This window comes from Streptomyces sp. NPDC059002 (assembly GCF_042740435.1).
Classification (GTDB): domain Bacteria; phylum Actinomycetota; class Actinomycetes; order Streptomycetales; family Streptomycetaceae; genus Streptomyces.
Window position 1 is genome coordinate 30,595 of the sequence record NZ_JBHYJI010000008.1, and the last position, 23,736, is coordinate 54,330.

The following is a 23,736-nucleotide window of genomic DNA, read 5'->3' on the forward strand; positions in this document are numbered from 1 at the left end:
CCGCACCCGAATCCTCACGCCCCCGTGGCCCCTGGGGCTCCGCCCCAGACCCTGCTCCTCAAACGCCGGAGGGGCTGGATTTTGCCCCGCCGGAAGGGCTGGATTTCGCTCCGCCGGAGGGGCTGATTTTACGAGGGGCTGAATCAGCCGATCCGGTCCAGCACAATCGCCCCCGGCGAGAAATCCGTTCCGGTGGGAGCGATGTCGTATGCCCCCTCCAGGGACTGGATCGCGTACGGGAAGCGCTCGGGCGTATCCGTGTGGAGGGTGAGCAGGGGCGCCCCCGCCTCGACGGAGTCGCCCGGCTTGGCGTGGAGTTGGACTCCCGCGCCCGCCTGCACGGCATCCTCCTTGCGTGCCCGCCCCGCGCCGAGGCGCCACGCGGCGACGCCGATGTCGTATGCGTCGAGGCGGGTGAGGACGCCGGAGGAGGGCGCCGTGACGACGTGGGTCTCGCGGGCGACCGGAAGGGCCGCGTCGGGGTCGCCTCCCTGGGCCGCGATCATCCGGCGCCAGGCGTCCATCGCGGAGCCGTCGGCGAGTGCCTTCGCGGGGTCCGCGTCCTTGAGGCCGGCCGCGTCCAGCATCTCGCGGGCAAGCGCGAGGGTGAGCTCGACGACGTCCGCCGGGCCACCGCCGGCGAGGACTTCCACCGACTCCCGGACTTCGAGGGCGTTGCCCGCGGTCAGGCCGAGCGGGGTGGACATGTCGGTGAGCAGCGCGACCGTGCGGACACCGCTGTCCGTGCCCAACTCGACCATGGTGGAGGCCAGTTCGCGGGCGTCGTCGAGGTTCTTCATGAAGGCGCCGGTGCCGACCTTCACGTCGAGGACGAGGGAGCCCGTGCCCTCGGCGATCTTCTTCGACATGATCGACGAAGCGATCAGGGGGATCGCCTCGACCGTGCCCGTGACGTCGCGCAGGGCGTAGAGCTTCTTGTCGGCGGGGGCGAGGCCGTCGCCCGCCGCGCAGATGACGGAGCCGACGCCGTCGAGGACGTTCAGCATCTCCTCGTTGGAGAGCAGCGCGCGCCAGCCGGGGATGGCCTCCAGCTTGTCGAGGGTGCCGCCGGTGTGGCCGAGGCCGCGGCCCGAGAGTTGCGGGACGGCCGCGCCGCACGCGGCGACCAGCGGGGCGAGCGGCAGCGTGATCTTGTCGCCGACGCCGCCGGTGGAGTGCTTGTCCGCGGTGGGGCGGGTCAGGGAGGAGAAGTCCATGCGCTCGCCGGACGCGATCATCGCGGCGGTCCAGCGGGCGATCTCCTTGCGGTTCATGCCGTTGAGGAGGATCGCCATGGCGAGGGACGACATCTGTTCGTCGGCGACCGCGCCGCGCGTGTAGGCGTCGATGACCCAGTCGATCTGTTCGTCGCTGAGCTCGCCCCGGTCACGCTTGGTGCGGATGACAGAGATGACGTCCATGGCATGTCCTTCCAGCAGTACAACGGCGTACGTACGTAAGTACCGTCGCGACTCTACGCGCATAGAGCCGGGAGATGAAGGCGGCCCCGCACCCAAGATCTCCAAGGGGGCGGGGCCCGCGTTCAGTTGAGGTGCTCGGGGCCGAACGCGTCCGGCAGCAGATCGCCGAGCGTGCGCACCCCCGACGACGTCTCCAGGAGGAGGCCCGCGCCCCCGAACTCGTACAGGAGCTGGCGGCAGCGGCCGCACGGCATCAGGATGTCGCCCTTGCCGTCCACGCACGTGAAGTGGGTGAGGCGGCCGCCGCCGGTGAGCTGGAGCTGGGAGATCAGGCCGCACTCTGCGCACAGGCCGAGGCCGTACGAGGCGTTCTCGACGTTGCAGCCGGAGACCGTGCGGCCGTCGTCGACCAAGGCCGCGGCGCCGACCGGGAAGCCCGAGTAGGGCGCGTACGCACGGGACATGGCCTCGCGCGCCGCCTCCCGCAGGGCGTCCCAGTCGGTGTCCGCGGCAGCACCGTTCGTCACTTGCCCTGGCCCTTTCTGTACGGCATTCCGTCCGCCTTCGGCATCCTCAGCCGCTGGGCGGAGAGCGAGAGGACCAGCAGGGTCACCACGTACGGGGTCGCGGTGACGACCTGGTTGGGCACCTCGTCGGTCAAGCCGTACCACAGGAACATCAGCGCGGAGACGGCCGCGGTGATCACCGCGGGCACATACCGCTTGCGCCACGCGAGGTAGATCGCGCCGATGACCAGCAGGATCGCGATGAGGAGCAGCAGCGCGTGGACGTTCGTGCCGCCGCCCCGGAGCTTCAGGCTGTCGGTGTAACCGAACAGGCCCGCGCCGAGCGCGAGTCCGCCCGGCATCCAGTTGCCGAAGATCATCGCGGCGAGGCCGATGTAGCCGCGGCCGCCGGTCTGGCCCTCCAGGTAGATGTTGGAGGCGACCAGGGAGAGGAACGCGCCGCCGAGTCCGGCGAGGCCGCCGGAGATGACCACGGCCAGGTACTTGTACTTGTAGACGTTCACGCCGAGGGACTCGGCCGCGATCGGGTTCTCGCCGCAGGAGCGCAGCCGCAGACCGAACGAGGTGCGCCACAGGACCCACCAGCTCAGCGGGACCATCGCGACGGCGACCACGGTGAGCGGCGACAGGTTGGTGATCAGGCCGCCGAGCAGCCCGGCGAGGTCGGAGACCAGGAACCAGTGCTTGCCGTTGAGGTCGGCCAGCCAGTCGGAGAGTCCCGGCACGGAGAAGCTGCCGAGCGAGTCGACGGGCGGCGACTGCTTGGACGTGCCGCCCTCCTCGCCCTCGAAGGCGAAGGTGGCGAGGTAGCGGGTCGCGCCCAGGGCGAGGATGTTGAGGGCCACACCGGAGACGATGTGGTTGACGTTGAAGGTGACCGTCACGATCGCGTGCAGCAGACCGCCGAGCGCGCCGCCGACGATGCCGAACAGGACGCCCACCCACGGGCCCCACTGGAAGCCCGCCCAGGCGCCGAACCAGGTGCCGAGGATCAGCATGCCCTCGAGGCCGATGTTGACGACGCCCGCGCGCTCGGCCCACAGGCCGCCGAGGCCCGCGAGGCCGATCGGCACGGCGAGTTGGAGGGCCGTCGACATCTGTCCGGTGGACGTGATGCCGTCGGCGCCGGTGATGATGCGGACCGCGGAGGTCAGCACCAGGACGCCCGCGATGACCAGCATGAGGACGGGGAGCGAGATGCGGCGGCGGCCCGGGGCGGGCTGCTTGGCCGGGGGCTTGGCCACGGATGCCGTACTCATCGGGCAGCCACCTCCTTCACGGAGTCGTTGTTGCCGTTGCCGTTCGCCCGTGCGGCGGCGGCCAGTTCCTCACCGACGCGCTGCTGCTGGCGGCGCAGGCCCCAGCGGCGCACGGCCTCGTAGGAGACGACGACCGCGATCACGATGAGGCCCTGCATGATCACCGCGATCTCCTTGTCGTACGCGACCGGGGTGGCGTAGTCGAGGGCGGGCGACGCCTTGTCGAGGAAGGCGATGAGCAGGGCGGCGAAGGCGATGCCGACCGGGTTGTTCCGGCCGAGCAGGGCGATGGTGATGCCGGTGAAGCCGAGTCCGGTGGGGAAGCTGAGGCTGTAGGTGTGGACGTCGCCGAGCAGGATCGGCAGGCCCGCGAGGCCCGCGACCGCGCCGGAGATCAGCATGGCGCTGAGCACCATGCGCTTGGCGTTGACGCCGGAGGCCGCGGCGGCCGACTCGGAGGCGCCGGTGGCGCGCAGGTCGAAGCCGAAGCGGGTGCGGTTGAGGACCAGCCAGTACAGGACACCGGCGAGCACCGCGACGAACACGAAGCCGTAGACCTCGCCGCCCGCCAGCTTGATGCCGGGGAACCAGCCGGACTTCTCCATGACGCCGGTGGTCTGGTTGTTGCCGACCGGGACGCCGAAGTTCTTGGTGAGCGTGAGGTAGCCGATGACGCTCGTCGCGATGGCGTTGAGCATGATCGTCGCGACGACCTCGCTGACGCCGCGGGTGGTCTTGAGGATGCCCGCGATACCGGCCCAGAAGGCGCCGGTGAGCATGGCGACCAGGATCAGGAGCGGGATCTGCAGCGGGGCGGGCAGCGCGACATGCGCGCCGACGACCGCGGTGACCATCGCGGCGAGCCGGTACTGGCCGTCCACACCGATGTTGAACAGGTTCATCCGGAAGCCCACGGCCACCGCGAGGGCGGCCAGGTAGTACATCCCGGCCTGGTTGATGATCAGCACCTGGATGTCGGAGTAGGTGGCCTGCTCGAACATCAGGGTGTACGGCTCGATCGGGCTCTTGCCCGAGGCGACCAGCACGACCGAGGTCAGCGCCACGGCCGCGATCAGCGCGATGACCGGACCGGCCACCGCGAGGAGCACGCGCTCCTTGTCGAACTTCTTCATCGGGCCTCGTCCTCCGGGGCGTCTTCTTCCACGTGCTCCAAGTGACCCGAGGCCGCGCCGGTCATCGCCGAACCCAGCTCCTCCGGCGTGATGGTGGCCGGGTCGGCGTCCGCCACGAACCGTCCGCGGTAGATCACGCGGAGGGTGTCGGAGAGGCCGATCAGCTCGTCGAGGTCGGCGGAGATCAGCAGGACGGCGAGGCCCTCGCGGCGTGCCTCGCGGATCTGGTCCCAGATCTGCGCCTGCGCGCCGACGTCCACGCCGCGGGTGGGGTGGGCGGCGATCAGGAAGCGCGGCGTGTGGCTCATCTCGCGGCCGACGATCAGCTTCTGCTGGTTGCCGCCGGACAGGGAGGCCGCCGTGACGTCGATGCCGGGCGTACGGACGTCGTACTCCTCGACGATGCGCCGGGTGTCGGCCTGGGCGCCCTTCGGGTCCAGCCAGAAGCCCAGTTTGCCGCGGGTGTTGGGCTGCTCGGTGACGTGGCCGAGGATGCGGTTCTCCCACAGCGGCGACTCCAGGAGGAGGCCGTGGCGGTGGCGGTCCTCGGGGATGTAGCCGATGCCGTCCTCGCGGCGCTTGCGCGTGGGGTGTCCCGTGATGTCCTCGCCCGCCATGCGGATCACGCCGGAGTCGGCGTGCTTGAGGCCGATGAGCGCGTCGATCAGCTCGGTCTGGCCGTTGCCCTCGACGCCCGCGATGCCGAGGACCTCGCCCTCGTGGATCGTGAAGGAGATGTCGTCGAGCAGCGCACGCCCTGACTCGCCGTCGGCGAGCAGCTTGAGGCCATCGACCTGGATCATCGGGCGGTCGGTGACCGTCGACTCCGCGGTCTCCGGCGTGGGCAGTTCGCTGCCGACCATCAGCTCGGCGAGCTGGCGGGGCGTCGTCTCGGACGGGATCGCCGTGCCCACCGTCGTACCGCGGCGGATGACGGTGATGTCGTCGGCGACGGAGAGGACTTCACCGAGCTTGTGCGAGATGAAGATGACGGACAGGCCCTCGGACTTGAGCTCGCGGAGGTTGTCGAAGAGCGCGTCGACCTCCTGCGGCACGAGCACGGCGGTCGGCTCGTCGAGGATCAGCGTGGTGGCGCCGCGGTAGAGGACCTTGAGGATCTCCACGCGCTGCCGGTCGGCGACGCCGAGGTCCTCGACGTACGCGTCGGGGCGCACCCCGAGGCCGTACCGGTCGGATATCTCGACGATCTTGCGGCGGGCGGCGCCGCCGATGCCGTGCAGCTTCTCGCTGCCGAGGACGATGTTCTCCAGGACCGTCAGCTGGTCGGCGAGCATGAAGTGCTGGTGCACCATGCCGATGCCGCGGACGATCGCGTCGGCGGGGCTGGCGAAGGAGACCTGCTCGCCGTCGACGGTGATGGTGCCCTCGTCCGGCTTCTGCATGCCGTAGAGGATCTTCATCAGGGTCGACTTGCCCGCGCCGTTCTCGCCGACGAGGGCGTGCACGGTGCCCTTGCGGACGGTGAGGTGGATGTCGTGGTTGGCCACGACGCCCGGGAAGCGCTTGGTGATGCCGTTGAGCTCAACGGCGGTGCCACCGGAGGCGGTTGACGTCTTCGCGGTGGGCGGAGGGCTGGTGGACGCGTCGATGGCGCACTCTCCTCGGAGGCCGAAAGGCCTTGAAGGGCCTGAGGGAAAGGGGCCGCCTACGCGCGCAGTGCCCCTGCTGTTAGGGAACTTCCCTGCTGTGGGGGGAAGTTGGGATGTGGCCCGCGCGAACGGGGCGCGGGTGAACCATCGTCCCCCACACCCCGTCACACGAGAATCACGCTGCTGTTACGGCAGTCGTACGGCCGCCGCGCCCGACGGCGTCCGGCGCGGCCGTCGCGCCGTTACGGCTTGGCCTTGACCTTGATCTTGCCGCTCTTGATGCCCTCTTCGGCCTTCTTCACGGCGGCCTGGACATCGGTCATCTTCTTGAACTCGGGGTTCGAGTCGGTGAGCGCGACACCGCCGGAGGCGAGGTCGGCGCGGACGACGCCGCCCTTGGCGGTGCCGCCCTCGACGGCCTTCGCCAGGTTGTAGACCGAGCCCGCGACGTCCTTGGTCGCCGAGGTCAGGATGTACTTCTTGTACTTGGCGAGCGCGTCCTGCTTGTACTGGTCGGAGTCGACGCCGATCGCCCAGACCTTCTTGGCGGCGGCGGCCTCGATGACGCCCTGACCGGAGAGGCCCGCGGCGTGGTAGACCACGTCGGCGCCCTTCTCGATGTGGCCCTGGGTGGCGGTCTTGCCCTTGTCGGGGCTGGTGAACCCGCCGTCCTCGGCCTTCTCCGTCAGGTACTGCTTGACGACCTTGACCTTGGGGTTGGTGTCCTTGACGCCCTGCACGAAGCCGGCCTCGAACTTGTGGATGAGCGGTACGTCCACGCCGCCCACGAAGCCGACGGTCTTCGACTTGGTGACCTTGGCGGCGGTGACGCCCGCCAGGTAGGACGCCTCCTGCTCGCTGAAGACCAGGTCGGAGACGTTGTCGGCCTTGACGGTGTCGTCGTCGACGATGCCGAAGGAGACCTTCGGGAACTTCGCCGAGACCTCCTTGATGGCCGGGGCGTAGGCGTAGCCGACACCGATGACCGGGTTGTAGCCCTGCTTCGCGAGCTGTGTGAGGCGCTGCGCCTTGTCGGCGTCGGACTCGCCGTCGACCGGCTCGACGGCCTTCTCGCCGGTCTTGAACTCGGCGGCGGCCTTCTTCATGCCCTCGGTCGCGGCGTCGTTGAAGGACTGGTCGCCGGCGCCGCCGACGTCGTAGGCGATGGCGACGCCCTTGTTCTTGTCGTCCTTGCTCGCGGCGGCGTCGCTTGACGTGCCACCACAGGCAGAGACGGAGACGGCGAGGGCGGCGGTCGCGGCGCCCGCGACAGCTATTCGAGACACCCGGCGCATAGAGACGAACTCCTTAGTACAAGCAAGCACAAGCACGTACGAGCGCCTCACCCGGCGCTGATTTCGCCGCAGCGTAACGCGCGTAGACCTGACATAAGAACCCTTCTGTCCGGTCCGTTATCGAGCTGTGGCCACGAGGCGTCCGGGGGAAGAACGGACGGTGGGCGCCCCCTTGTCGGGGACGCCCCAAGCGCCGCAAGACGTACTACGTAAAACGTTTTACGGGACGGTCTTGACCTCGACCTTCCCGCTGATGATGTCCTTCTTGGCCTTCTCCACGGCGGCGACGACGTCCTTCATCGCCGTGTATTTCGGATTCGAGTCGGAGAACCCCACCCGTCCCGACTTGAGGTCGTACCGCTGCTCGCCCTTCATGGGCTTGCCCTCGACGACCGACTTCGTCAGGTCGTACACCGCGCCGCCGACGTCCTTGTACGCCGAGCCGAGGATGTGGTCCTTGTACTTGGCGAGGGCCTTCTGCCTGTACTGGTCGGAGTCGACGCCGATCGCCCACTTCTTCTGCGATCCCGCCTCCTGGATGACGCCCTGCCCGGAGAGGCCCGCCGCGTGGTAGATGACGTCCGCACCGGCCTCGATCTGTCCGCTCGCGGCGTTCTGCCCCTTGTCGGGGCTGGAGAATCCGCCCTCCTCGGGCTTCTCGGTCAAATACCGCTTCTCGATTTCGATCTTGGGATCGACGGACTTCACGCCCTGCACGAATCCGGCCTCGAATTTGTGGATGAGCGGAATGTCCACTCCCCCGACGAATCCGACGTGCTTGGCCTTGGTCGCCTTCGCGGCGGCGACGCCCGCCAGATAGGAACCCTGCTCCTCGTGGAAGACCAGGTCGACGACGTTGTCCGCCTTCACGGTGTTGTCGTCGATGATCCCGAAGGTGGTCTTGGGGAACTTCTTCGCCGCGGCCTCCACGGCGGGCGCGTAGACGAAGCCGACACCGACGACCGGGTCGTAGCCCTGCTGGGCGAGCTGTTCGAGGCGCTGGACCTTGTCCGCGCTGGACTCGCCGTCGCCCGGCTCCATGTCCACGCCGCCGATCTTCAGCTCCTTGCGGGCCTTCGAATAGCCCGCGTACGCGGCGTCGTTGAAGGACTGGTCGCCCTGCCCGCCGATGTCGTACGCCAGGCCGATGCCCTTGCCCTTGTACGAGGACGAGCCCGCGGAGCCCCTGTCCTTGCCGTCGTCGTCCTGCGAGGCCTCGCTGCTGGTCTTGCCGCACGCGGAAGCCGCGAGGGCGAGGGACGCCACCGCCACGGCCACTTGGGAAAGTTTCGATACACGACGCATAGGACGTACTCCTTACGTTCCCCAACGCACCGTTGACGGCGCTGATTTCGGCGCACAGTAACGCGCGTAGAAAGGGAGGGGAACGGGGATCAGCACGGCTGTTACCTATTCGTGCCGAGCTGAGTCACTCCCGTTCCGCGTCCAACAGGGCTGCCGCGGTGAAGAGTTCCACGCCCACGGCGATGGCCGACTCGTCCGCGTCGAAGTCGCCCTGGTGCAGATCGCGGACCGTGCGCTCGCCCGGCCTGCGCACCCCGAGCCGCGCCATGGCGCCCGGCACGTGCTCCAGATACCAGGAGAAGTCCTCGCCGCCGAGGCTCTGTTCGGTGTCCTCGACGGAGAGCGGGCCGCACCGCTCCGTCATCGCCTCGCGCAACAGCTCGGTCACCTGCGGGTCGTTGACGACGGGCGGCACACCGCGGATGTAGTTGATCTCGGACTTGGCGCGGTAGAGCTCGGCGATCTCCTGGATGGCGCCGTGCACCAGGTCGGGCGCCTGCCGCCAGGCCTTGAGGTCCAGGCAGCGCACGGTCCCGGAGAGTTCGGCGTGCTGCGGGATGACGTTGCAGGCGTGCCCCGACTCGATGCGGCCCCAGGTCACCGAGAGACCCGAGCGGGCGTCGATGCGCCGGGCGACCAGGGCCGGGACCTCGGTGACGACCTTGGCGGCCGCGGTGACCAGGTCGGTGGTGAGGTGCGGGCGCGCGGTGTGTCCGCCGGGGCCGTCCAGGGCGACTTCGAGGCGGTCGCAGGCGGAGGTGATGGGGCCGTGCCGCAGGCCGATGCGGCCCGCGTCGACGCGGGGGTCGCAGTGCACTCCGATGATCCGGCCGACGCCATCGAGGACACCCGACTCGATGGCGTCGGGTGCACCGCCCGGCAGGACCTCCTCGGCGGGCTGGAAGATCAGCCGGACGGGGCAGGGCAGTTGGCCCCGCGCGGCCAGGTCGGCGAGGACCAGGCCCGCGCCGAGCACCACGGTGGTGTGCACGTCGTGACCGCAGGCGTGGGCGCGGTCCGGCACCGTCGAGCGGTACGGAACGCCCAGCTTGGTGTCGGGGATGGGCAGCGCGTCGATGTCCGCGCGCAGCGCGAGCATGGGGCGTACGCCGTCCCAGTCGCCGATGTCGCAGGTCAGCCCCGTGCCGATGGCGAGCACACGGGGCTCGAGGCCCGCCTCCTCGAGCCGGGCCTTGAGGGCCGCGGTGGTACGGAACTCCTGGTTGCCGAGCTCGGGGTGCGTGTGCAAGTCGCGCCGGAAGGCGACGAGTTCGGCGCGCAGCGACTCGGGCAGCGCGCCGGGCAGTGCTTCCGCGGGAGCGGACTCGGATCCCGGCTCGGCTTCGGACTCGCGGGACATCAATTGGTTCACCCTGTGAAGGGTAAGGCGACGCGGGGGTCAACTGACCCACGATCAACAAAAGTTCAGTCCGATAGGGGAAGAATTCGTGGCCTCGTGGCGCATGGCCGTTGGTCGCGATGGGTAAACTTTTATGCCGCCACGGAGGATGCGGATGCCGTCCGGCCCCTGTAGTGGCGCGTCGCGGCGGCGGGCGCCACTCCGGCAAGGGCCTGATCTGCTCGGCCGTCAACCCCGCCGGGTCCATCGGCCCGGTCGGCTCAGAAGTCGTCGGCGCCGTTACGGAGTTCGGGCGTCCAGTAGCCGGTTGCCCACGCCGCCGGGTCGACGGCGATGCCGCTGCCGCCCGGCGCCTTGACGGCCGCCTGGCCACTGCCGCCCTGGAGCATGACGGAGAACGCCGAGACGGGCTCGGTGTTCTCGTCCTTGCCGCCGTCCGACAGCTTCACCAGGGCGTACGCGGGGGCTCCCGCGGTCAGTACGACGGGGGCCGCGGGCTTGCTCTTGGCGACCGCGGGGACGTTCTCCTTGTGGCTCTCCAGGAACTGGATCTGCGGGAAGCCGTTCATCGTGCAGCTGTGGCCCGAGGTGTTCTTCGCGGTCAGGACGATGTGGGTGTAGGGCGGGCCGCCCCGGTGGGCGGCGCTGATGCTGACGTCCTTGGTGGTGCACAGCGGTGCGGCCTCGGAGCCCGATCCGGCCGATGCCTTCGCGGCACCGTCGCCGCCCGACGTGCCGTCACCGCCCGACGTGCCGCCGCCGTTCGCGGTGTCGGTTCCGTTCGCCGTGTCGGTGCCCTTCCCGGATCCTCCGGTCGACTTCGACGAGGAGGACGAGGAGCTGTCGGCCGCCGAGCCCGCGGACTTCGCGCCGGACCCGTCGTCCCCGCCGCCGCAGGCGGTGAGGGTCAGGGCGAGGGCGGCGGTGGCCGTCGCGGCGAGGACGGTGGTGCGGTTGCGGAAGGTGCGCATGAGGGATCCCCCGAGAGTGGTGACGTGCTGGTGTGCCGGCGTGCTGATGTGCTGGTGCGCTGGTGCGCTGGTGCGCTGGTGCGCTGGTGCGCCAGCATGCTGAAGTTCCGGCGTGAAATCCGCGTATGACCTGCGGACATCCATGAGTCTGCAGCCTGCCGCTCACGCTTCGCCGTCACACCGCTGACGTTCCGCTTACGTCGGGTCGACGGCGTCCTCGGCAAGGGCGTCCGTGCGGGCGTGCAGACGTTCCGCGCACCCCGTGCGGGCCCGCGCGTGACAATGACGGCATGACCGAGGAACACCGCGCGACGACAGCGACCTGGCAGCCCACCGACCCCGGAGTCCTCCGGCTGCCGTCCGGGCGGCTCGTCCGCGGGCGGGGGCTGCGGCATCCGCTGCCGGAGGGTCCTGTCCCCGCCTTCGGGGTCTATCTGCTCGGCAAGGAGCCGGACCGCTTCCCTTGGGAGCAGGACTGGTTGCGCTGGCCCGACTTCCGGCTGCCGAGCGACCGCGCGCGGGCCAGGGACGTGCTGCGCGACGTCTGGGCCCGCGCGAAGAACGAACGCGTCGAGGTCGCCTGCGCGGGCGGGCGGGGGCGGACCGGGACCGCCCTCGCCTGTATCGCCGTCCTGGACGGGGTGCCCGCCGGGGACGCCGTCGCCTTCGTGCGCGCGCACTACGACCGGCACGCGGTGGAGACTCCGTGGCAGCGGCGCTACGTGGCGCGCTTCAGCGGCGCGTGACCCCGCCTCACGCCGGTGCCGTATGGCGTACCGACGTCAGCCGGTGCACGTCCCGTGCCGTCCCCGTCACCCCCGAAAGGAAGCCCTGGGCGCGCGGGGACGCCGTCTCGGTCAGCCAGGCCGGGTCGATGTCGCAGACCGCGACCTTGACGTCGGTGCCCGCGAGGGCGAGGGGCAGGGTGTGCACGACGGTGGAGGGGAAGCTGAGGATGGTGCGGCCGATGGGGCCGCGGCGGGCGATCAGTTCCAGCGGCAGGTCGGGGCGTACGACCTGGAGGCCGGTCTCGACCGCGAGCCGGTGGAGCTTCTCCGCGCTCTCGCGGCGGTGCGCGAAGTAGCGCGTCGCGCCGTGCGTGCGGGACAGGGCGCGGACCGCCTCCACATAGCGGTCGGGGTCCACCACGCCGGTCTCCACCAGGGAGGTGCCGACGAGGTCGGCGCCGCGCGTGATGCGGGGCGGGCCGAAGCGTTCGCGGGTCCAGGCGAAGGCGTTGACGGAGCGGGTCACGCCCTCCGGTGCCTGGTCGATGGGCATGGCGGAGAAGACCTCCACGCTGCGCGCCCTGCCGGGTGTCAGACGGCGCCGCGCCGAGGCCGAGACCGGTGCGAAGACCAGGTCGCGGGGGCCGGGGCGGCCGCCCTTGCGGTGCCAGCGCACCAGGCGTTCGCCGCGGGCGAGCTGGGAGATGAACTCCATGGTCGCCGTGCCGTCGTCGACGACCACCAGGGAGCGGGCGCGGGTGATCGTCAGGAGGAGTTGTACGTAGCGCGAGAAGGGGTCGCCGATCACTATCCGGTCGGCCCTGCGCAGCGGGCCCGCGAGGCCGCCGATGGTGTGGAAGGGGGCCGCGGTGCCGCCGCGCGCCTCCTCCCAGCGGACCTCGACGCCCTCGTCGCGGGCCAGTTGGGCCATGCGGCGCAGCTGGCCGCGGGTCATCGGGTCGTTCGGGGAGAGGACGACGACGGTGAGGCCCCCGGTCGGGCCCGTCGCGGCCGCGGCGTGCGCCCACTCCAGTACGTTCAGCAGCTGAACAGGGCTCTCCACGAAGGCGAGCGTGGAGGGGGCGGTGGCGCCGGTGACGTCGGCGGCTCGGCCGACTCGGGGGCTCATCGTCGTATGTCCGTATCCCGTTAATCCGATTCCGGTTAAAGCGGGCCGCGCGCTCAGACGGCGACCGGCTCGGTAGCTGCGTCTCCGGCGGACTCGCTCTCGGCGACGACGCCGGTGACGCGGCGCAGCTTCTTCATCGGGCCGAGCTCCGACTCGTAGACCTTCTTGACGCCGTCACCGAGGGACGCCTCGATGGTGCGGATGTCGCGGACCAGGCGGGTCAGGCCCTGCGGCTCGACGGAGGCGGCCTGGTCGGAGCCCCACATGGCGCGGTCGAGGGTGATGTGGCGCTCGACGAAGGTGGCGCCGAGGGCGACGGCGGCGAGGGTGGTCTGCAGGCCGGTCTCGTGGCCGGAGTAGCCGATCGGGACGTTCGGGTACTCCTGCTGGAGGGTGTTGATGACGCGCAGGTTGAGCTCCTCTGCCTTGGCCGGGTACGTCGAAGTGGCGTGGCAGAGCAGGATGTTGTCGCTGCCGAGGACCTCGACGGCGTGCCGGATCTGCTTCGGGGTCGACATGCCGGTGGAGAGGATGACCGTGCGGCCCGTCGCGCGCAGGGCACGCAGCAGCTCGTCGTCGGTGAGCGAGGCGGAGGCGACCTTGTGGGCGGGCAGGTCGAACTTCTCCAGGAAGGCGACGGCCTCGGTGTCCCACGGGGAAGCGAACCAGTCGATGCCGCGCTTGGCGCAGTGCTCGCTGATGGCCTGGTACTCGGCCTCGCCGAACTCCACGCGGTGGCGGTAGTCGATGTACGTCATCCGGCCCCAGGGGGTGTCGCGCTCGATGTCCCACTGGTCGCGCGGGGTGCAGATCTCCGGGGTGCGCTTCTGGAACTTGACCGCGTCGCAGCCGGCCTCGGCCGCCACGTCGATGAGCGCGAAGGCGTTCTCCAGGTCACCGTTGTGGTTGATGCCGATCTCGCCGGTGATGTACACGGGCCGCCCGGGGCCCGCCGTCTTCGAACCGAACTGACGGAGGCGGGAGTTGGCGCCGATGGAGGTGATGGTGCTCATGGCAGAACAGTCCTTAACTGTGGAGGGAGTCGAGAGAGGGGCCGAGGATCCAGGTGGCGATCTCTCGGATCGCGCCTTCACCGCCGGGGACGGTGGTGACCGCGCGGGCCGCGCCGCGCACGACGTCGTGGGCACTCGCGACCGCCACGGGCCAGCCCACGAGGGCGAAGCACGGGAGGTCGTTGACGTCGTTGCCGACGTAGAGCACGCGCTCGGGAGCGATGCCCTGCTCCTCGCACCACTGCTTCAGTGCGAGGTCTTTCCTGTCGATGCCGTGCAGGACGGGAAGCTTCAGCTTCCGGGCCCGCGCGGCGACGACCGGGTTCTGTTCCGTGGACAGGATCAGCATGTTCAGGCCGCTCCTGCGGAGGGCCGCGATGCCGAGGCCGTCCCCGCGGTGCACGGAGACGAACTCCCGTCCTTCGGAGTCGATCAGCACCCGGTCGTCGGTCTGGGTGCCGTCGAAGTCGAGGACGACCGCGTCGATGTCGGCGGCGGTCGGGAGGGCGGCCTCGTCTCCGGGACGGGCCGCGTCGAAGAGCGGAGCCAGCGCGCGGGCGCGCGCGAGGTCGTGCGGGTCGTCGACCTCCAGGACGCGGGCCGGGTCGGTGCGGACCGGCTCGGTGTGGCCGAAGAAGCGGTGCTTCTCGGCGCGGAAGCCCGCCGCGTCCATGGCGTAGGCGGCGCCGGTCTCCAGGAGGTCCTGGGGGCGGTCCTGGCGGCGCGGCCGGAAGGACTTGTCGTGGTTGACGCCGTAACCGCCGCGGGTGCGGGTCGAGTTGGCGAGCGTGGTGGTGCCGCCGACGGCGTCGGTGCGGCGTGTCTCCAGGGCCGCGCCCTCGTCCGTGGCGTCGTCCGCCGCGTCGCGCCAGATGAAGCCGTGGAAGGGGGCGACGGTGACGGCGGTGTCCGCGCTGTTCTCCACGACCGCGCCCGCCACCCCGTCGATGTCCTCGCGGGTGAGGAAGGGGCTGGTGCACTGCACGAGCAGGACGACGTCCACGGCGGCGCCGTGCAGGGCCTCGTGGGCGTCCATGGCGTGCAGGACCGCGGCCTCGCTGGTCGCGGTGTCCCCGGCGATCGCGGCGGGGCGCAGGACCACCTCGGCGCCCGCGGCCCGGGCGGCCTCGGCGATCACGTGGTCGTCGGTGGAGACGACGACGTCCGTGACCAGGCGGGCGGCCAGGCACTCGCGGATGGCCCTGGCCACCAGGGGCACACCGCCGACCGGGGCGAGGTTCTTGGCGGGCACACCCTTGGAGCCGCCGCGGGCGGGGATGACGGCGAGGACGCGGCGCACCTGCGTGCCCGCCGGGTCGGGGTGGGGCATGGGGGCTCCTGGGATGTCGGCGGAGGAGGGGTGGGGGTTCACGTCGGGTCCGGGGCCCGGTCCGCGAGCGGGGCTCACAGCTCCCCCATCCGCCGGATGACGGGGGCCACGCGCTGCACTCCGTGGCGGTAGGCGCCGCGGGCCGCCCGGCGCACGATCTGCCGTACGGGGCCCGGCTCCTTGTCGGCCGTGGGGGCGCCGGGCAGCGGCGCCCCGTCGGGGCCGAGGTGGTGGCGGGCGAGGATGCCGGGCAGATAGCCGCGGGCGGTGGTGAGGCTGTAGTACGGCTTCAGGGGCGGGAGTTGGCCCGCGGCGGCCGCGGCGAGCAGGCCGGTGACCCGCTCGCGCGCCCCGTCGAAGGCGCTCTCGTACGTCCCGTCGGCGGCGACGCCCTGCCGGGCCAGCCACGTCTCGTCCGGTTCGGGCAGGTGGCCCGCGTCGAGCCGGTCCCAGGAGGTGAGGCATCCGGAGCCGGTGAAGTGGTGGTTGCCGAGCGCCTCGCGCACCCCGAGGTCGGTGAGGACGGCGGTGGGGATGCGGCGGTGCAGGGATTCCAGGGCGGCGGTGGAGCTGACGGTGACGAGCAGGTCGGTGCGGTCGAGGACCTCGCCCATGTGCCCGTAGACGAGGCGGCAGTTGGCGGGCAGGCCGCCGTCGACGCGCTGCGCCAGCTTCTGGTAGGGCAGCTCCTCGATGTGCGTGGTGTGCTCGCCCGGCTTGCTGCGCAGCTTGAGCAGCACCTCGCGGTCGGGGTGCAGCCGGGCGTGTTCGACGAGGCGGCGCAGCAGGTAGCCGCGCTGGGCCGCGCTGTCCGGCACGGAGGGCTGGGCGGCGAAGACGACGGTATAGGGGTCGTGCTTCTCGTACGGGGCTCCGCCGAGGAACGGCAGCGCGGCCTCCGTCACCGATGCGGCGTTGGCGCCCACCCCTTCGTACACGGCACGGAAACGCTCCGCGTCCTGGCGGGAGTTGGCGAGGACGACGTCGGCGCCGTGCCGCAGGAGCAGGCCGTCGGCGAGCTTCTCGTAGACGACGCCGACATAGCCGGTGACGACGACGGGGCGCCTGCCGCGGCCGCCCGCGATCCTGGCGTCCTCCGTGACGCGGGCGAGGCCGTGCAGGACGGCCTGGACCGCGCCGCCCACCAGGGCGAGCACGATCACGTCGGGCGCGTCGCGCTCCATCTCCCGCAGGAACTCGATCGCGGTGACCTCGCGCAGGGAGTCCGCACGCACGCCCACTTCTTCGAGCTGCCGGGGCGTGGGAGTGGCCCGGCCGCGCAGCAGATATCCGCTGAGCCGATGCCCGTCGGAGGTAGGCCCGTCGGAGATATGACCGTCGGACCGACTGTCCGATACAATGCGGTTCGCGGTGAGAGCGCCCCATTTCCATCGCGTATCGGAATCGGCGAGCACGGCGACCCGCAGCGGGTTTCGATGACTTCCTTGCACGTCCCAGACGCTAGGAAGGCATTTCGATTCGCGGCCCAACTCAGGTGCAACAAACGGTTAACAGCATGCCGACGAATGGCGAATCGACCCCGGAAATGGCAGGCGGGAGGGCCGGTTAACCATTCCGCCACGCGTCGTTCACCTGACATCCCACTGCGGGTCGACCCGAATCACGGGCCGACACCTAACGTCACCCACGTGGTTAAGCTCTCCGTCATCGTGCCGTTCTACAACGTGCAGCAATACGCGCCCGACACCTTGAAGAGTCTGCGTGCGAACGCGCGTGACGACTTCGAATTCATTCTCGTCGACGACTGTTCGCGCGACGAGACTCCGGACATCCTGGAGCGAGCGGCGCGCGAACTCCCCGGTGCCGTCCATCTCAGACATGAGACGAACGGCGGCCTGGCGACCGCCCGCAACACGGGCCTTGACGCGGCGCGCGGCGAGTACCTCACCTTCCTGGACGGTGACGACTGGCTCGCCCCCGGCTATTTCGCCCAACTGGTCGCCGCCATCGAGGAGTTGGGCTGCGACTTCGTCCGCACCGACCATGTGCAGTGCACCGCGCGGGCCCGCAGCGTGCACCGCGTCCCGCACGGCAGGCGCGGCGTGGTGCTCAATCCGCGCGACGTCATCCTGCCCGCCGACCGCTCGACGTCCGTCGACTACGCCTACGCCTGGGCCGGCATCTACCACCGCCGCCTCGCGGACGCGGGGCTGCTCCACTTCACCGACGGGCTGCGCACCGCGGAGGACCGGCCCTGGATCTGGCGGCTGCACCGCGAGGCCGAATCCTTCGCCGCGGTGGGGCTGCTCGGCGTGTTCTACCGGCGCGGCGTCGCCTCGTCGTTGACGCAGATCGGTGACGTACGACAGCTCGATTTCATCAAGGCATTCGACCAGGTGGTACGGGAAACGGCCGCCGACCGGGACGCGGACGAACTCCTCCCGAAGGCCGTGCGCACCTATTGCGCGATCATCTCCCACCATTTGGGATCCATCGAAAGGTTCGAGCCATCCGTGGCGCGCAAATTGAAGTCAATGAGTGCGGCCGCGCTGAAGCGGATGCCGCAGGGCGTGCTCGACGACGCGCTCGACTCCATGGACATACAGCGGGCGACGCGACTGCGCAGGCTGCGCAGGCGCCCGGTGTCGGCGGAGGTGGCCGCGTAATGGCGAAGCCCGAGACGGCGCCCCGCAGCAGGCCCCGTACGACGCAGATCTTCCTGGCGTCCACGCTGTACGGCGCCGCGACGCTCGCCGCCGCCCTGGACGCCGACCGCTTCGGCCCCGCCGACCGGCGCATCCTCCTCGTCAGCAACAACGCGGCGACGCCCGAGACGACGACGCCCCTGGACGAGATGCCGGGCTTCGAGCGGCTGCGCGGCAGATTCGACGAGGTGCGGTCCTGGAACGAGGCCATCTCCCCTTTTCATCCGGGTGGCTGGGCCCCGCGCGGCGACGACGTCGTGCTGTGGGAGCGCTACGTCCGGCTGCTCTGGGACCTCGGTGACGACGCCGTCGAGCTGGCCGTCGAGTCGATCCAGGTCAACCCGGCGCTCGCCCTCGCGCAGATCTTCACCGGCGCCCCCGTGGACGTGTACGCCGACGGCCTGATGAGCTACGGCCCGACCCGCAACAAGATCGACCCGCTGGTCGGCACGCGCGTGCGCCGCCTGCTCCACCTCGACCTGGTGCCGGGGCTCACCCCGCTCCTGCTCACCGAGTTCGGGGTCGCCCCCGAGGTCGTACCGACGGAAACGTTCCTGAAGGTGCTCGGCGAACTCGCCGAGGACGACCGGGAGTTGGCGCTGCCCGAGCTGGAGGCGCCCGCGCTCGTCCTCGGCCAGTACCTCTCCGCGCTCTCCATCCTCACCGCCGAGGAAGAGGAGGAGCTGCACATCCGCATGGTGCGCGGCGCCGCCGAACTCGGCCACACCCGCGTCGTGTTCAAGCCGCACCCCACGGCCCCGGCCCGCTGGTCGCGCTCGCTGGAGAAGGCCGCGCAGACGATGGGCGTCGAACTGACCGTCCTGGACACGCCGGTGCTCGCCGAGGTGCTCTACCAGCGGATGCGGCCCGCGCTCGTCGTCGGCTGCTTCTCGACCGCGCTGCTCACCGCGTCCGCGCTGTACGGCCTGCCCGCCGCCCGCACCGGCACCGACCTGCTCCTCGAACGCCTCGCGCCCTACCAGAACAGCAACCGCGTCCCCGTCACCATCGTCGACGCGCTCCTTCCCGAACTCACCGACCGCGCCGCGGTCACCGAACGCAGGGCGGGCATGGGGGTCGGCGATCTGACCGGGCTCCTCAAGGCCGTCGGCTTCGCGATGCAGCCGCAGATCTACCCCGGCCTGCGCGCCGACGCCGAGCGCTATCTCACGCGGAACCTCGGCGCCCGCACCTGGCGGTACTTCAAGCGGCGCCGGCTCACCGCGCTCGCCCTGCCCGGCGCGCTGCCCTCGCAGCTCGCCTTCATCCCGCGCAACGCGGCGGTACGCAGGGTCGCCCGCCGCGCCCGTTCCGTGCAGCGCACCATCAAGCGGACCGCGCTCGGATGACCGCTCCGGCAGCCACGCTCCCGAAGACATCCCCGGGAGCGGACACCACGTCCCGCACACCCCCGAACGGCACCGTGCACGCCCGCGCGAGACCGCGCCTGCGCGCCCTCGACGGGCTCCGTCTGGTCGCGGCGCTGATGGTCGCGGCCTACCACTACGGCGGCAGGGACGGCGAGATCGCGCAGGCCTGGGGCAGCTCCCCCAGGGACCAGTTCCCCACCGCGAGCAGCTGGTTCGCCTACGGCTGTCTCGGCGTCCAGATCTTCTTCGTGATCAGTGGCTTCGTCATCTGCATGAGCGGCTGGGGCCGCCCCCTGCGGTCCTTCTTCGCCTCCCGTGCCTCACGTCTGCTGCCCGCCTACTGGGCGGCGATCGTCCTGGTGACGGCGGTCTTCGCGCTCCCCGTGGTCAGTTACGCCGCGGTCTCGCCCAGCGACGCGCTGGTGAACCTCACCATGCTCCAGCAACCGCTCGGCGCGGACCGGGTGCTGGGCGTCTGCTGGACGCTCTGGGCCGAGCTGCGCTTCTACGCCCTGTTCGCGCTGTGCGTCGTCCTGCCGGGCGCGACGCGCGCCCGCGTGGTGCTGTTCTGCGCGGTGTGGACCCTTGCCGCGGCGATCGCCGACGCCGCGGACGAACCGCTCCTCGACGTGGTCCTGATGCCGGAGTACGCGCCGTTCTTCATCGGCGGCATCGGCATCTATCTGCTGCACCGCGACCGCCGCGACGTCACGGCCTGGGGCATCGTCGGGGTGAGCTGGCTGATCGGCCAGCACTACGCGGTCGCGGGGCTGTGGCACGCGCCGGACCCGGACTTCTTCTCCTACCGCTCCTCGCTCGGGATCATCGCGGTGGTCACCGCGGGCTTCGCCGCGGTGCTCCTGATCGCCCTCGGCTTCCTGCACCGGGCCGACTGGCGCTGGCTGACGGTGGCGGGGGCGCTGACGTACCCCTTCTATCTGGTCCACGAGCATCTGGGCTGGGTGACGGTGGCGGCGCTGCACCGGAAGCTGGGCCTGCCCTCGTACGCGACGTTCGCGCTGACGATCACCGCGATGCTGCTCCTCGCGTGGCTCCTCCACCGGTTCGTGGAGAAGCGGCTCACCCCCTTGATCCGCGGGGCGCTCACCCGGAGCCGGTAGCTCCGAGCGTCGCCCCGATCCCCGCGACGACCGCGGCGAGTCCCGTGTCGAAGCCGCGGTCGTAGTCGCGGAACATCTCCGCGCCCGCGGCCGCGGCGAGCGGGTACGCGGCCAGGCGCTCGGCGCGCGCCACCAGGTCGTAGCCGCCGTCGCCCTGCGCGGGGTCGGGGCCCATCGCTTGTTCCTCGATGACGTGCCCGATGGTGTAGCTGTACGCCGTGAACCAGGCCCGCGCGGCCGCGCCCGGCGTGAATCCCGCCTCGGTGAGCACCCGCAGATGGGCCTCCATGGGGTCCGCGTAGGACAGGTCCGTGAAGTGCGTGCCGCTGAAGACCTTGGCGCCGTCGCGGTAGCGCAGCAGATGGGCGCGAAGCAGCCGCATCGAGGTGGTGAGCGCCGTCCGCCAGTCCGTGTGCGGCGCGGCGAGGAACTCCTCGCCCATGCGCCGCTGCATCTCGGTCGCCATCTCGTCGAGCAGCGCCTGCTTGTCCTTGAAGTGCCAGTACAGGGCGGGCGCCTTCACGTCCAGGCGCTGCGCGATGGCGCGCAGGGTCAGCCCTTCGAGTCCGGTCTCGTTCAGCAGGTCGAGGGCGGTGCGCGCCACCAGGGCGCGGTCCAGCTTCGTCGTGGCCACCTTGACAACTTAACACCGTTAAGCGCACCCTCTCGCCATGGAACTTAACAACGTTAAGGAAACCGGTGTCCTCATCGTGGGCGCGGGCCCCACCGGCCTCGCCCTCGCCTGCGACCTGGCCAGGCGCGGCGTGCCCGCCCTCGTCGCCGAGCAGGCGCCCGCCCTCTTCCCCGGCTCGCGCGGCAAGGGCATCCAGCCCCGCACCCTGGAGGTCCTCGACGACCTCGGGGTGGCCGAAGCGGCCCTCGCCGCGGGCGGGCCCTACCCGGTCGGCATGGTGTGGCGGGACGGTGCACGGCAGGGCGAGCACCGCATGTTCGACGCGCCGGAGCCGACCGCGTCCGCGCCGTACACCGCACCGCTCATGCTCCCCCAGTGGCGCACCCAGGAGATCCTCCTCGCCCGCCTGCGGGAACTCGGCGGCGACGTCACGTTCGGCGCGGCGGTGTCCGGTCTCGCGCAGGACGCGGCCGGGGTCACCGCACGGCTCGCCACGGGCGCGACGGTGCGCGCGGCGTACGCGGTGGCGGCGGACGGCGGCCGCTCCACCGTGCGCCGGGCCCTCGGCATCGCCATGACGGGCGAAACGGTCGACCCCCATCCGGTGCTCGTCGCGGACGTCCGCATCCCCGCGCTCGACCGCGACCACTGGCACATGTTCCCGCCCGCCGACGACGACGGCCTGCCCGCGGCGCTCTGCCCGCTGGCCGGGACCCCGGACTTCCAGCTGACCGCCCAGTTCCCCGCGGGGGCCACCCCCGACCTCTCCCTCCAGGGCGTGCGCGACCTGGTCGCCGCCCGCACGCACCTGTCCGCCGAGGACGTCACCGAGGTCCGCTGGGCCTCGGACTTCCGGCCGCGCGCGGCACTGGCCGACCGCTTCCGCGCGGGCCGCGTCCTCCTCGCGGGCGACGCGGCGCACGTCCACTCCCCCGCGGGCGGGCAGGGCCTGAACACCAGCGTCCAGGACGCGTACAACCTCGGCTGGAAGCTGGGCGCGGTGCTGCGCCACGGAGCTCCGGACACCCTGCTCGACACCTACGAGGAGGAGCGGCTGCCCAACGCCGCGCGGATGCTGGGCCTTTCGACCCGCATCCACCGCGGCGAGGCACGGCGCGGGGCGGCGACCCGGCAGCTCGACATCGGCTACCGCGACGCGTCCCTCACGGCGGAGACCCGCACGGGCCTGCCCGACGAGGCACTGCGGGCGGGCGACCGTGCGCCGGACGGGCCGTGCGGCGGCGCGGGCGGGCGGCTCTTCGACGCGTTCCGGGGCCCGCACTGGACGCTCCTTGCGGTGGGCACGGACGCCGAACTCCCGCCACTGGACGGCACACTGGTCCACCCGCACCGCGTCCCCGCATGCCAGCCCTACGGCAAGGGCCTCTTCCTGGTCCGGCCCGACGGATACGTGGGCTGGGCGGGCGACGACGCGACGGGCCTGCGGGAGTACGCGGCGGCCCGGCAGCTCACCCGGCCGCGAACGGCGGCCCGGCCGACCGGTTGACCTCAAGTCGACTTGAGGTCATACGTTCGCGGTCATGACGACCTTCACGTACTCGCACGACGACGCCGGCCTCATCAACCAGCCCATCGGCTACTGGAGTTCGGCCGCCGGTTCCGCCGTGGTCCACCACATCCGCACCAACCTCGCCGAGCTCGGCATCACGCAGCCCCAGTGGTGGGTGATCGGGCAGCTCATGAACGCGCCGGAGAACGGCCGCGACCGCAACGAGGTCGTGACCACCCTGCGGGGCTACCTCGACCTCGGCGACGGCGCCCTGATGCACGACATCAGCGCCCTGCACGACCGCGGCCTGATCACCGAGGACACCGCGGGCCGCATCGCCCTCACCGACGAGGGCCGGGCGCTGCAGGCCCGCGCGGCCGAGCGCCAGAAGCGGATCCGCGCGGAGATCCACGAGGGCATCACGGACGAGGAGTACATCCTGACGCTCAAGGTCCTGCAGCGCATGATCCACAACGTGGGCGGCACGGCCTGGCACCACTGAGCGACGGGCGGGCGCCCGGCCGCGGGCGCACGCTCAGACGCGCCCGGCCGCAGGCGCACGCTCAGACACCGCCGGGCGACGGGCGCACGCTCAGACGCTGCTGAGCGACAGCTTCACCGCGAACCCGAGGAACAGCGCGCCCGCCGCCGACGTGGCACCCGCGGAGAGCCGCTTGCGGCGGCGGAACGCGGCCGCGAGCTTGGTGCCGCTGAAGATCAGCGCCGTGAGGTAGAGGAAGCTCGCGATCTGCGCGAGGACCCCGAGCACCACGAAGGAGAGCGCCGGGTAGGCGTACCCGGGATCGACGAACTGCACGAAGAAGGCGATGAAGAACAGGATCGCCTTGGGGTTGAGCAGGCTGATCACCAGCGCCCTGCGGAACGGCCGCTCGCCCGCGCCCTCGGCCCCGCCGTCCGCCGGATCCGCGTCGGCGATCCGCTCGCGCCGCGCCCGCCACATCCCGAGGGCGGCCCGCAGCATCCCGAACGCGAGCCAGGTCAGATACCCGGCGCCCGCGTACTTGACGATGCCGAAGAGCACCGCGTTGGCCTGCAGCAGCGAGGCCACACCGGCCGCCGACAGCGTCATCAGCACGGTGTCGCCGCACCAGACGCCCGCGGCGGCGGTGTACCCGGTGCGTATGCCCCGGCGCGCGGCGACGGAGAGCACGTACAGCGAGTTCGGCCCCGGCAGCAGCACGATGAGGACGAGGCCCGCGAGATACGTAGGAAGGTCTGTGACACCCAGCATGGCCGGAGTGTCGCATGTGCATACGACATCGGGAACATGCGTCCGAAGAACGGACACCTGCGGGCGACGCCGCCCCGTCACCCTCTTGCGCCCGGTACGCGG

21 protein-coding genes are annotated in these 23,736 nt (G+C 71.1%); 6 read left to right on the forward strand and 15 right to left on the reverse strand.

From position 1 onward, the window contains the following. Window positions 1-143 precede the first annotated feature (143 nt). From ACFWZ2_RS09965 to ACFWZ2_RS10005, 9 genes are all read right to left on the reverse strand, one after another. Window positions 144-1,421, reverse strand: a complete 1,278-nt coding sequence (locus ACFWZ2_RS09965) for a thymidine phosphorylase (protein WP_384544253.1) — start codon at window positions 1,419-1,421, stop codon at window positions 144-146. 122 nt (window positions 1,422-1,543) lie between these two features. Then, entirely contained in the window at window positions 1,544-1,948 is a 405-nt protein-coding gene (locus tag ACFWZ2_RS09970) for a cytidine deaminase (protein ID WP_384544255.1), read from the reverse strand. Then, a complete protein-coding gene (locus tag ACFWZ2_RS09975; protein WP_384544257.1) occupies window positions 1,945-3,207 on the reverse strand; it encodes an ABC transporter permease in 1,263 nt (420 codons plus the stop codon). The genes ACFWZ2_RS09970 and ACFWZ2_RS09975 overlap by 4 nt, the downstream gene beginning before the upstream one ends. Continuing rightward, complete coding sequence (locus ACFWZ2_RS09980; protein ID WP_384544259.1) at window positions 3,204-4,340, reverse strand: ABC transporter permease; 1,137 nt, start codon at window positions 4,338-4,340, stop codon at window positions 3,204-3,206. Before ACFWZ2_RS09980 ends, ACFWZ2_RS09975 begins: the two co-directional genes overlap by 4 nt. After that, window positions 4,337-5,950 carry an ABC transporter ATP-binding protein gene (locus ACFWZ2_RS09985; protein ID WP_384544528.1) on the reverse strand — a complete coding sequence of 538 codons (1,614 nt, stop codon included), beginning with the start codon at window positions 5,948-5,950 and terminating at the stop codon, window positions 4,337-4,339. Before ACFWZ2_RS09985 ends, ACFWZ2_RS09980 begins: the two co-directional genes overlap by 4 nt. A 242-nt stretch (window positions 5,951-6,192) precedes the next feature. Then, window positions 6,193-7,245, reverse strand: a complete 1,053-nt coding sequence (locus tag ACFWZ2_RS09990; protein ID WP_384544261.1) for a BMP family protein — start codon at window positions 7,243-7,245, stop codon at window positions 6,193-6,195. 219 nt (window positions 7,246-7,464) lie between these two features. Next, on the reverse strand, window positions 7,465-8,550 hold the full coding sequence (locus ACFWZ2_RS09995; protein ID WP_384544263.1) for a BMP family protein: 1,086 nt from the start codon (window positions 8,548-8,550) through the stop codon (window positions 7,465-7,467). 124 nt (window positions 8,551-8,674) lie between these two features. Then, complete coding sequence (locus ACFWZ2_RS10000; RefSeq protein WP_384544530.1) at window positions 8,675-9,910, reverse strand: M20 family metallopeptidase; 1,236 nt, start codon at window positions 9,908-9,910, stop codon at window positions 8,675-8,677. Between the two features lie 260 nt (window positions 9,911-10,170). Next, window positions 10,171-10,881 (reverse strand): DUF4232 domain-containing protein, encoded by a 711-nt coding sequence (locus ACFWZ2_RS10005; protein ID WP_384544265.1) that lies wholly within the window; start codon window positions 10,879-10,881, stop codon window positions 10,171-10,173. 290 nt (window positions 10,882-11,171) lie between these two features. Here ACFWZ2_RS10005 and ACFWZ2_RS10010 point away from each other — a divergent pair, with 290 nt between their 5' ends. Continuing rightward, the gene (locus ACFWZ2_RS10010) at window positions 11,172-11,627 is read left to right on the forward strand and encodes a protein-tyrosine phosphatase family protein (RefSeq protein WP_384544267.1); all 456 of its coding nucleotides are present in this window, start codon (window positions 11,172-11,174) and stop codon (window positions 11,625-11,627) included. Window positions 11,628-11,634: 7 nt separating this feature from the next. Here ACFWZ2_RS10010 and ACFWZ2_RS10015 read toward each other — a convergent pair whose 3' ends face one another. The 4 genes from ACFWZ2_RS10015 to ACFWZ2_RS10030 all read right to left on the reverse strand — a co-directional run bounded on the left by ACFWZ2_RS10015 (window position 11,635) and on the right by ACFWZ2_RS10030 (window position 16,508). Then, complete coding sequence (locus ACFWZ2_RS10015) at window positions 11,635-12,738, reverse strand: hypothetical protein (protein ID WP_384544269.1); 1,104 nt, start codon at window positions 12,736-12,738, stop codon at window positions 11,635-11,637. A gap of 53 nt (window positions 12,739-12,791) precedes the next feature. Beyond that, entirely contained in the window at window positions 12,792-13,751 is a 960-nt protein-coding gene (locus tag ACFWZ2_RS10020) for an N-acetylneuraminate synthase family protein (protein WP_384544271.1), read from the reverse strand. Window positions 13,752-13,764: 13 nt separating this feature from the next. After that, window positions 13,765-15,081, reverse strand: a complete 1,317-nt coding sequence (locus ACFWZ2_RS10025; protein ID WP_384544273.1) for a cytidylyltransferase domain-containing protein — start codon at window positions 15,079-15,081, stop codon at window positions 13,765-13,767. Between the two features lie 74 nt (window positions 15,082-15,155). Continuing rightward, window positions 15,156-16,508: a DUF6716 putative glycosyltransferase gene (locus ACFWZ2_RS10030; RefSeq protein ID WP_384544532.1), complete on the reverse strand. Its 1,353-nt coding sequence runs from the start codon at window positions 16,506-16,508 to the stop codon at window positions 15,156-15,158. A gap of 222 nt (window positions 16,509-16,730) precedes the next feature. On the opposite strand from ACFWZ2_RS10030, the gene ACFWZ2_RS10035 reads away from it, so the two are divergent. From ACFWZ2_RS10035 to ACFWZ2_RS10045, 3 genes are read left to right on the forward strand one after another with little or no spacing between them, the layout of a single operon-like run. After that, window positions 16,731-17,708, forward strand: coding sequence for a glycosyltransferase family 2 protein (locus tag ACFWZ2_RS10035; RefSeq protein ID WP_384544275.1), 978 nt, complete (start codon window positions 16,731-16,733; stop codon window positions 17,706-17,708). Beyond that, on the forward strand, window positions 17,708-19,096 hold the full coding sequence (locus tag ACFWZ2_RS10040) for a polysialyltransferase family glycosyltransferase (protein ID WP_384544277.1): 1,389 nt from the start codon (window positions 17,708-17,710) through the stop codon (window positions 19,094-19,096). Before ACFWZ2_RS10035 ends, ACFWZ2_RS10040 begins: the two co-directional genes overlap by 1 nt. Beyond that, complete coding sequence (locus tag ACFWZ2_RS10045; protein ID WP_384544279.1) at window positions 19,093-20,238, forward strand: acyltransferase family protein; 1,146 nt, start codon at window positions 19,093-19,095, stop codon at window positions 20,236-20,238. Before ACFWZ2_RS10040 ends, ACFWZ2_RS10045 begins: the two co-directional genes overlap by 4 nt. On the opposite strand, the gene ACFWZ2_RS10050 is transcribed toward ACFWZ2_RS10045, so the two are convergent. Further along, on the reverse strand, window positions 20,222-20,872 hold the full coding sequence (locus tag ACFWZ2_RS10050) for a TetR/AcrR family transcriptional regulator C-terminal domain-containing protein (protein ID WP_384544281.1): 651 nt from the start codon (window positions 20,870-20,872) through the stop codon (window positions 20,222-20,224). The genes ACFWZ2_RS10045 and ACFWZ2_RS10050 overlap by 17 nt on opposite strands. Before the next feature lie 37 nt (window positions 20,873-20,909). Here ACFWZ2_RS10050 and ACFWZ2_RS10055 point away from each other — a divergent pair, with 37 nt between their 5' ends. Both ACFWZ2_RS10055 and ACFWZ2_RS10060 read left to right on the forward strand, forming a co-directional pair. Then, complete coding sequence (locus ACFWZ2_RS10055; RefSeq protein ID WP_384544283.1) at window positions 20,910-22,379, forward strand: FAD-dependent monooxygenase; 1,470 nt, start codon at window positions 20,910-20,912, stop codon at window positions 22,377-22,379. A gap of 34 nt (window positions 22,380-22,413) precedes the next feature. After that, window positions 22,414-22,884 carry a MarR family winged helix-turn-helix transcriptional regulator gene (locus ACFWZ2_RS10060; RefSeq protein ID WP_384544285.1) on the forward strand — a complete coding sequence of 157 codons (471 nt, stop codon included), beginning with the start codon at window positions 22,414-22,416 and terminating at the stop codon, window positions 22,882-22,884. A gap of 90 nt (window positions 22,885-22,974) precedes the next feature. Here the strand turns inward: ACFWZ2_RS10060 and leuE are convergent, their stop codons facing one another. Continuing rightward, entirely contained in the window at window positions 22,975-23,634 is a 660-nt protein-coding gene (gene leuE / locus ACFWZ2_RS10065; RefSeq protein WP_384544287.1) for a leucine efflux protein LeuE, read from the reverse strand. Window positions 23,635-23,736: the final 102 nt, after the last annotated feature.

Bases quoted from the DNA above. Each gene is read 5' to 3' on its own strand.
- ACFWZ2_RS09980 (WP_384544259.1), bottom strand. From the start codon at position 4,340: ATGAAGAAGTTCGACAAGGAGCGCGTGCTCCTCGCGGTGGCCGGTCCG.
- ACFWZ2_RS09990 (WP_384544261.1), bottom strand. From the start codon at position 7,245: ATGCGCCGGGTGTCTCGAATAGCTGTCGCGGGCGCCGCGACCGCCGCC.
- ACFWZ2_RS10020 (WP_384544271.1), bottom strand. From the start codon at position 13,751: ATGAGCACCATCACCTCCATCGGCGCCAACTCCCGCCTCCGTCAGTTC.
- ACFWZ2_RS10060 (WP_384544285.1), top strand. From the start codon at position 22,414: ATGACGACCTTCACGTACTCGCACGACGACGCCGGCCTCATCAACCAG.
- ACFWZ2_RS10040 (WP_384544277.1), top strand. From the start codon at position 17,708: ATGGCGAAGCCCGAGACGGCGCCCCGCAGCAGGCCCCGTACGACGCAG.
- ACFWZ2_RS10005 (WP_384544265.1), bottom strand. From the start codon at position 10,881: ATGCGCACCTTCCGCAACCGCACCACCGTCCTCGCCGCGACGGCCACC.
- ACFWZ2_RS10055 (WP_384544283.1), top strand. From the start codon at position 20,910: ATGGAACTTAACAACGTTAAGGAAACCGGTGTCCTCATCGTGGGCGCG.
- ACFWZ2_RS09965 (WP_384544253.1), bottom strand. From the start codon at position 1,421: ATGGACGTCATCTCTGTCATCCGCACCAAGCGTGACCGGGGCGAGCTC.
- ACFWZ2_RS09975 (WP_384544257.1), bottom strand. From the start codon at position 3,207: ATGAGTACGGCATCCGTGGCCAAGCCCCCGGCCAAGCAGCCCGCCCCG.
- leuE (WP_384544287.1), bottom strand. From the start codon at position 23,634: ATGCTGGGTGTCACAGACCTTCCTACGTATCTCGCGGGCCTCGTCCTC.
- ACFWZ2_RS10015 (WP_384544269.1), bottom strand. From the start codon at position 12,738: ATGAGCCCCCGAGTCGGCCGAGCCGCCGACGTCACCGGCGCCACCGCC.
- ACFWZ2_RS10000 (WP_384544530.1), bottom strand. From the start codon at position 9,910: ATGTCCCGCGAGTCCGAAGCCGAGCCGGGATCCGAGTCCGCTCCCGCG.
- ACFWZ2_RS10010 (WP_384544267.1), top strand. From the start codon at position 11,172: ATGACCGAGGAACACCGCGCGACGACAGCGACCTGGCAGCCCACCGAC.
- ACFWZ2_RS09995 (WP_384544263.1), bottom strand. From the start codon at position 8,550: ATGCGTCGTGTATCGAAACTTTCCCAAGTGGCCGTGGCGGTGGCGTCC.
- ACFWZ2_RS10025 (WP_384544273.1), bottom strand. From the start codon at position 15,081: ATGCCCCACCCCGACCCGGCGGGCACGCAGGTGCGCCGCGTCCTCGCC.
- ACFWZ2_RS10045 (WP_384544279.1), top strand. From the start codon at position 19,093: ATGACCGCTCCGGCAGCCACGCTCCCGAAGACATCCCCGGGAGCGGAC.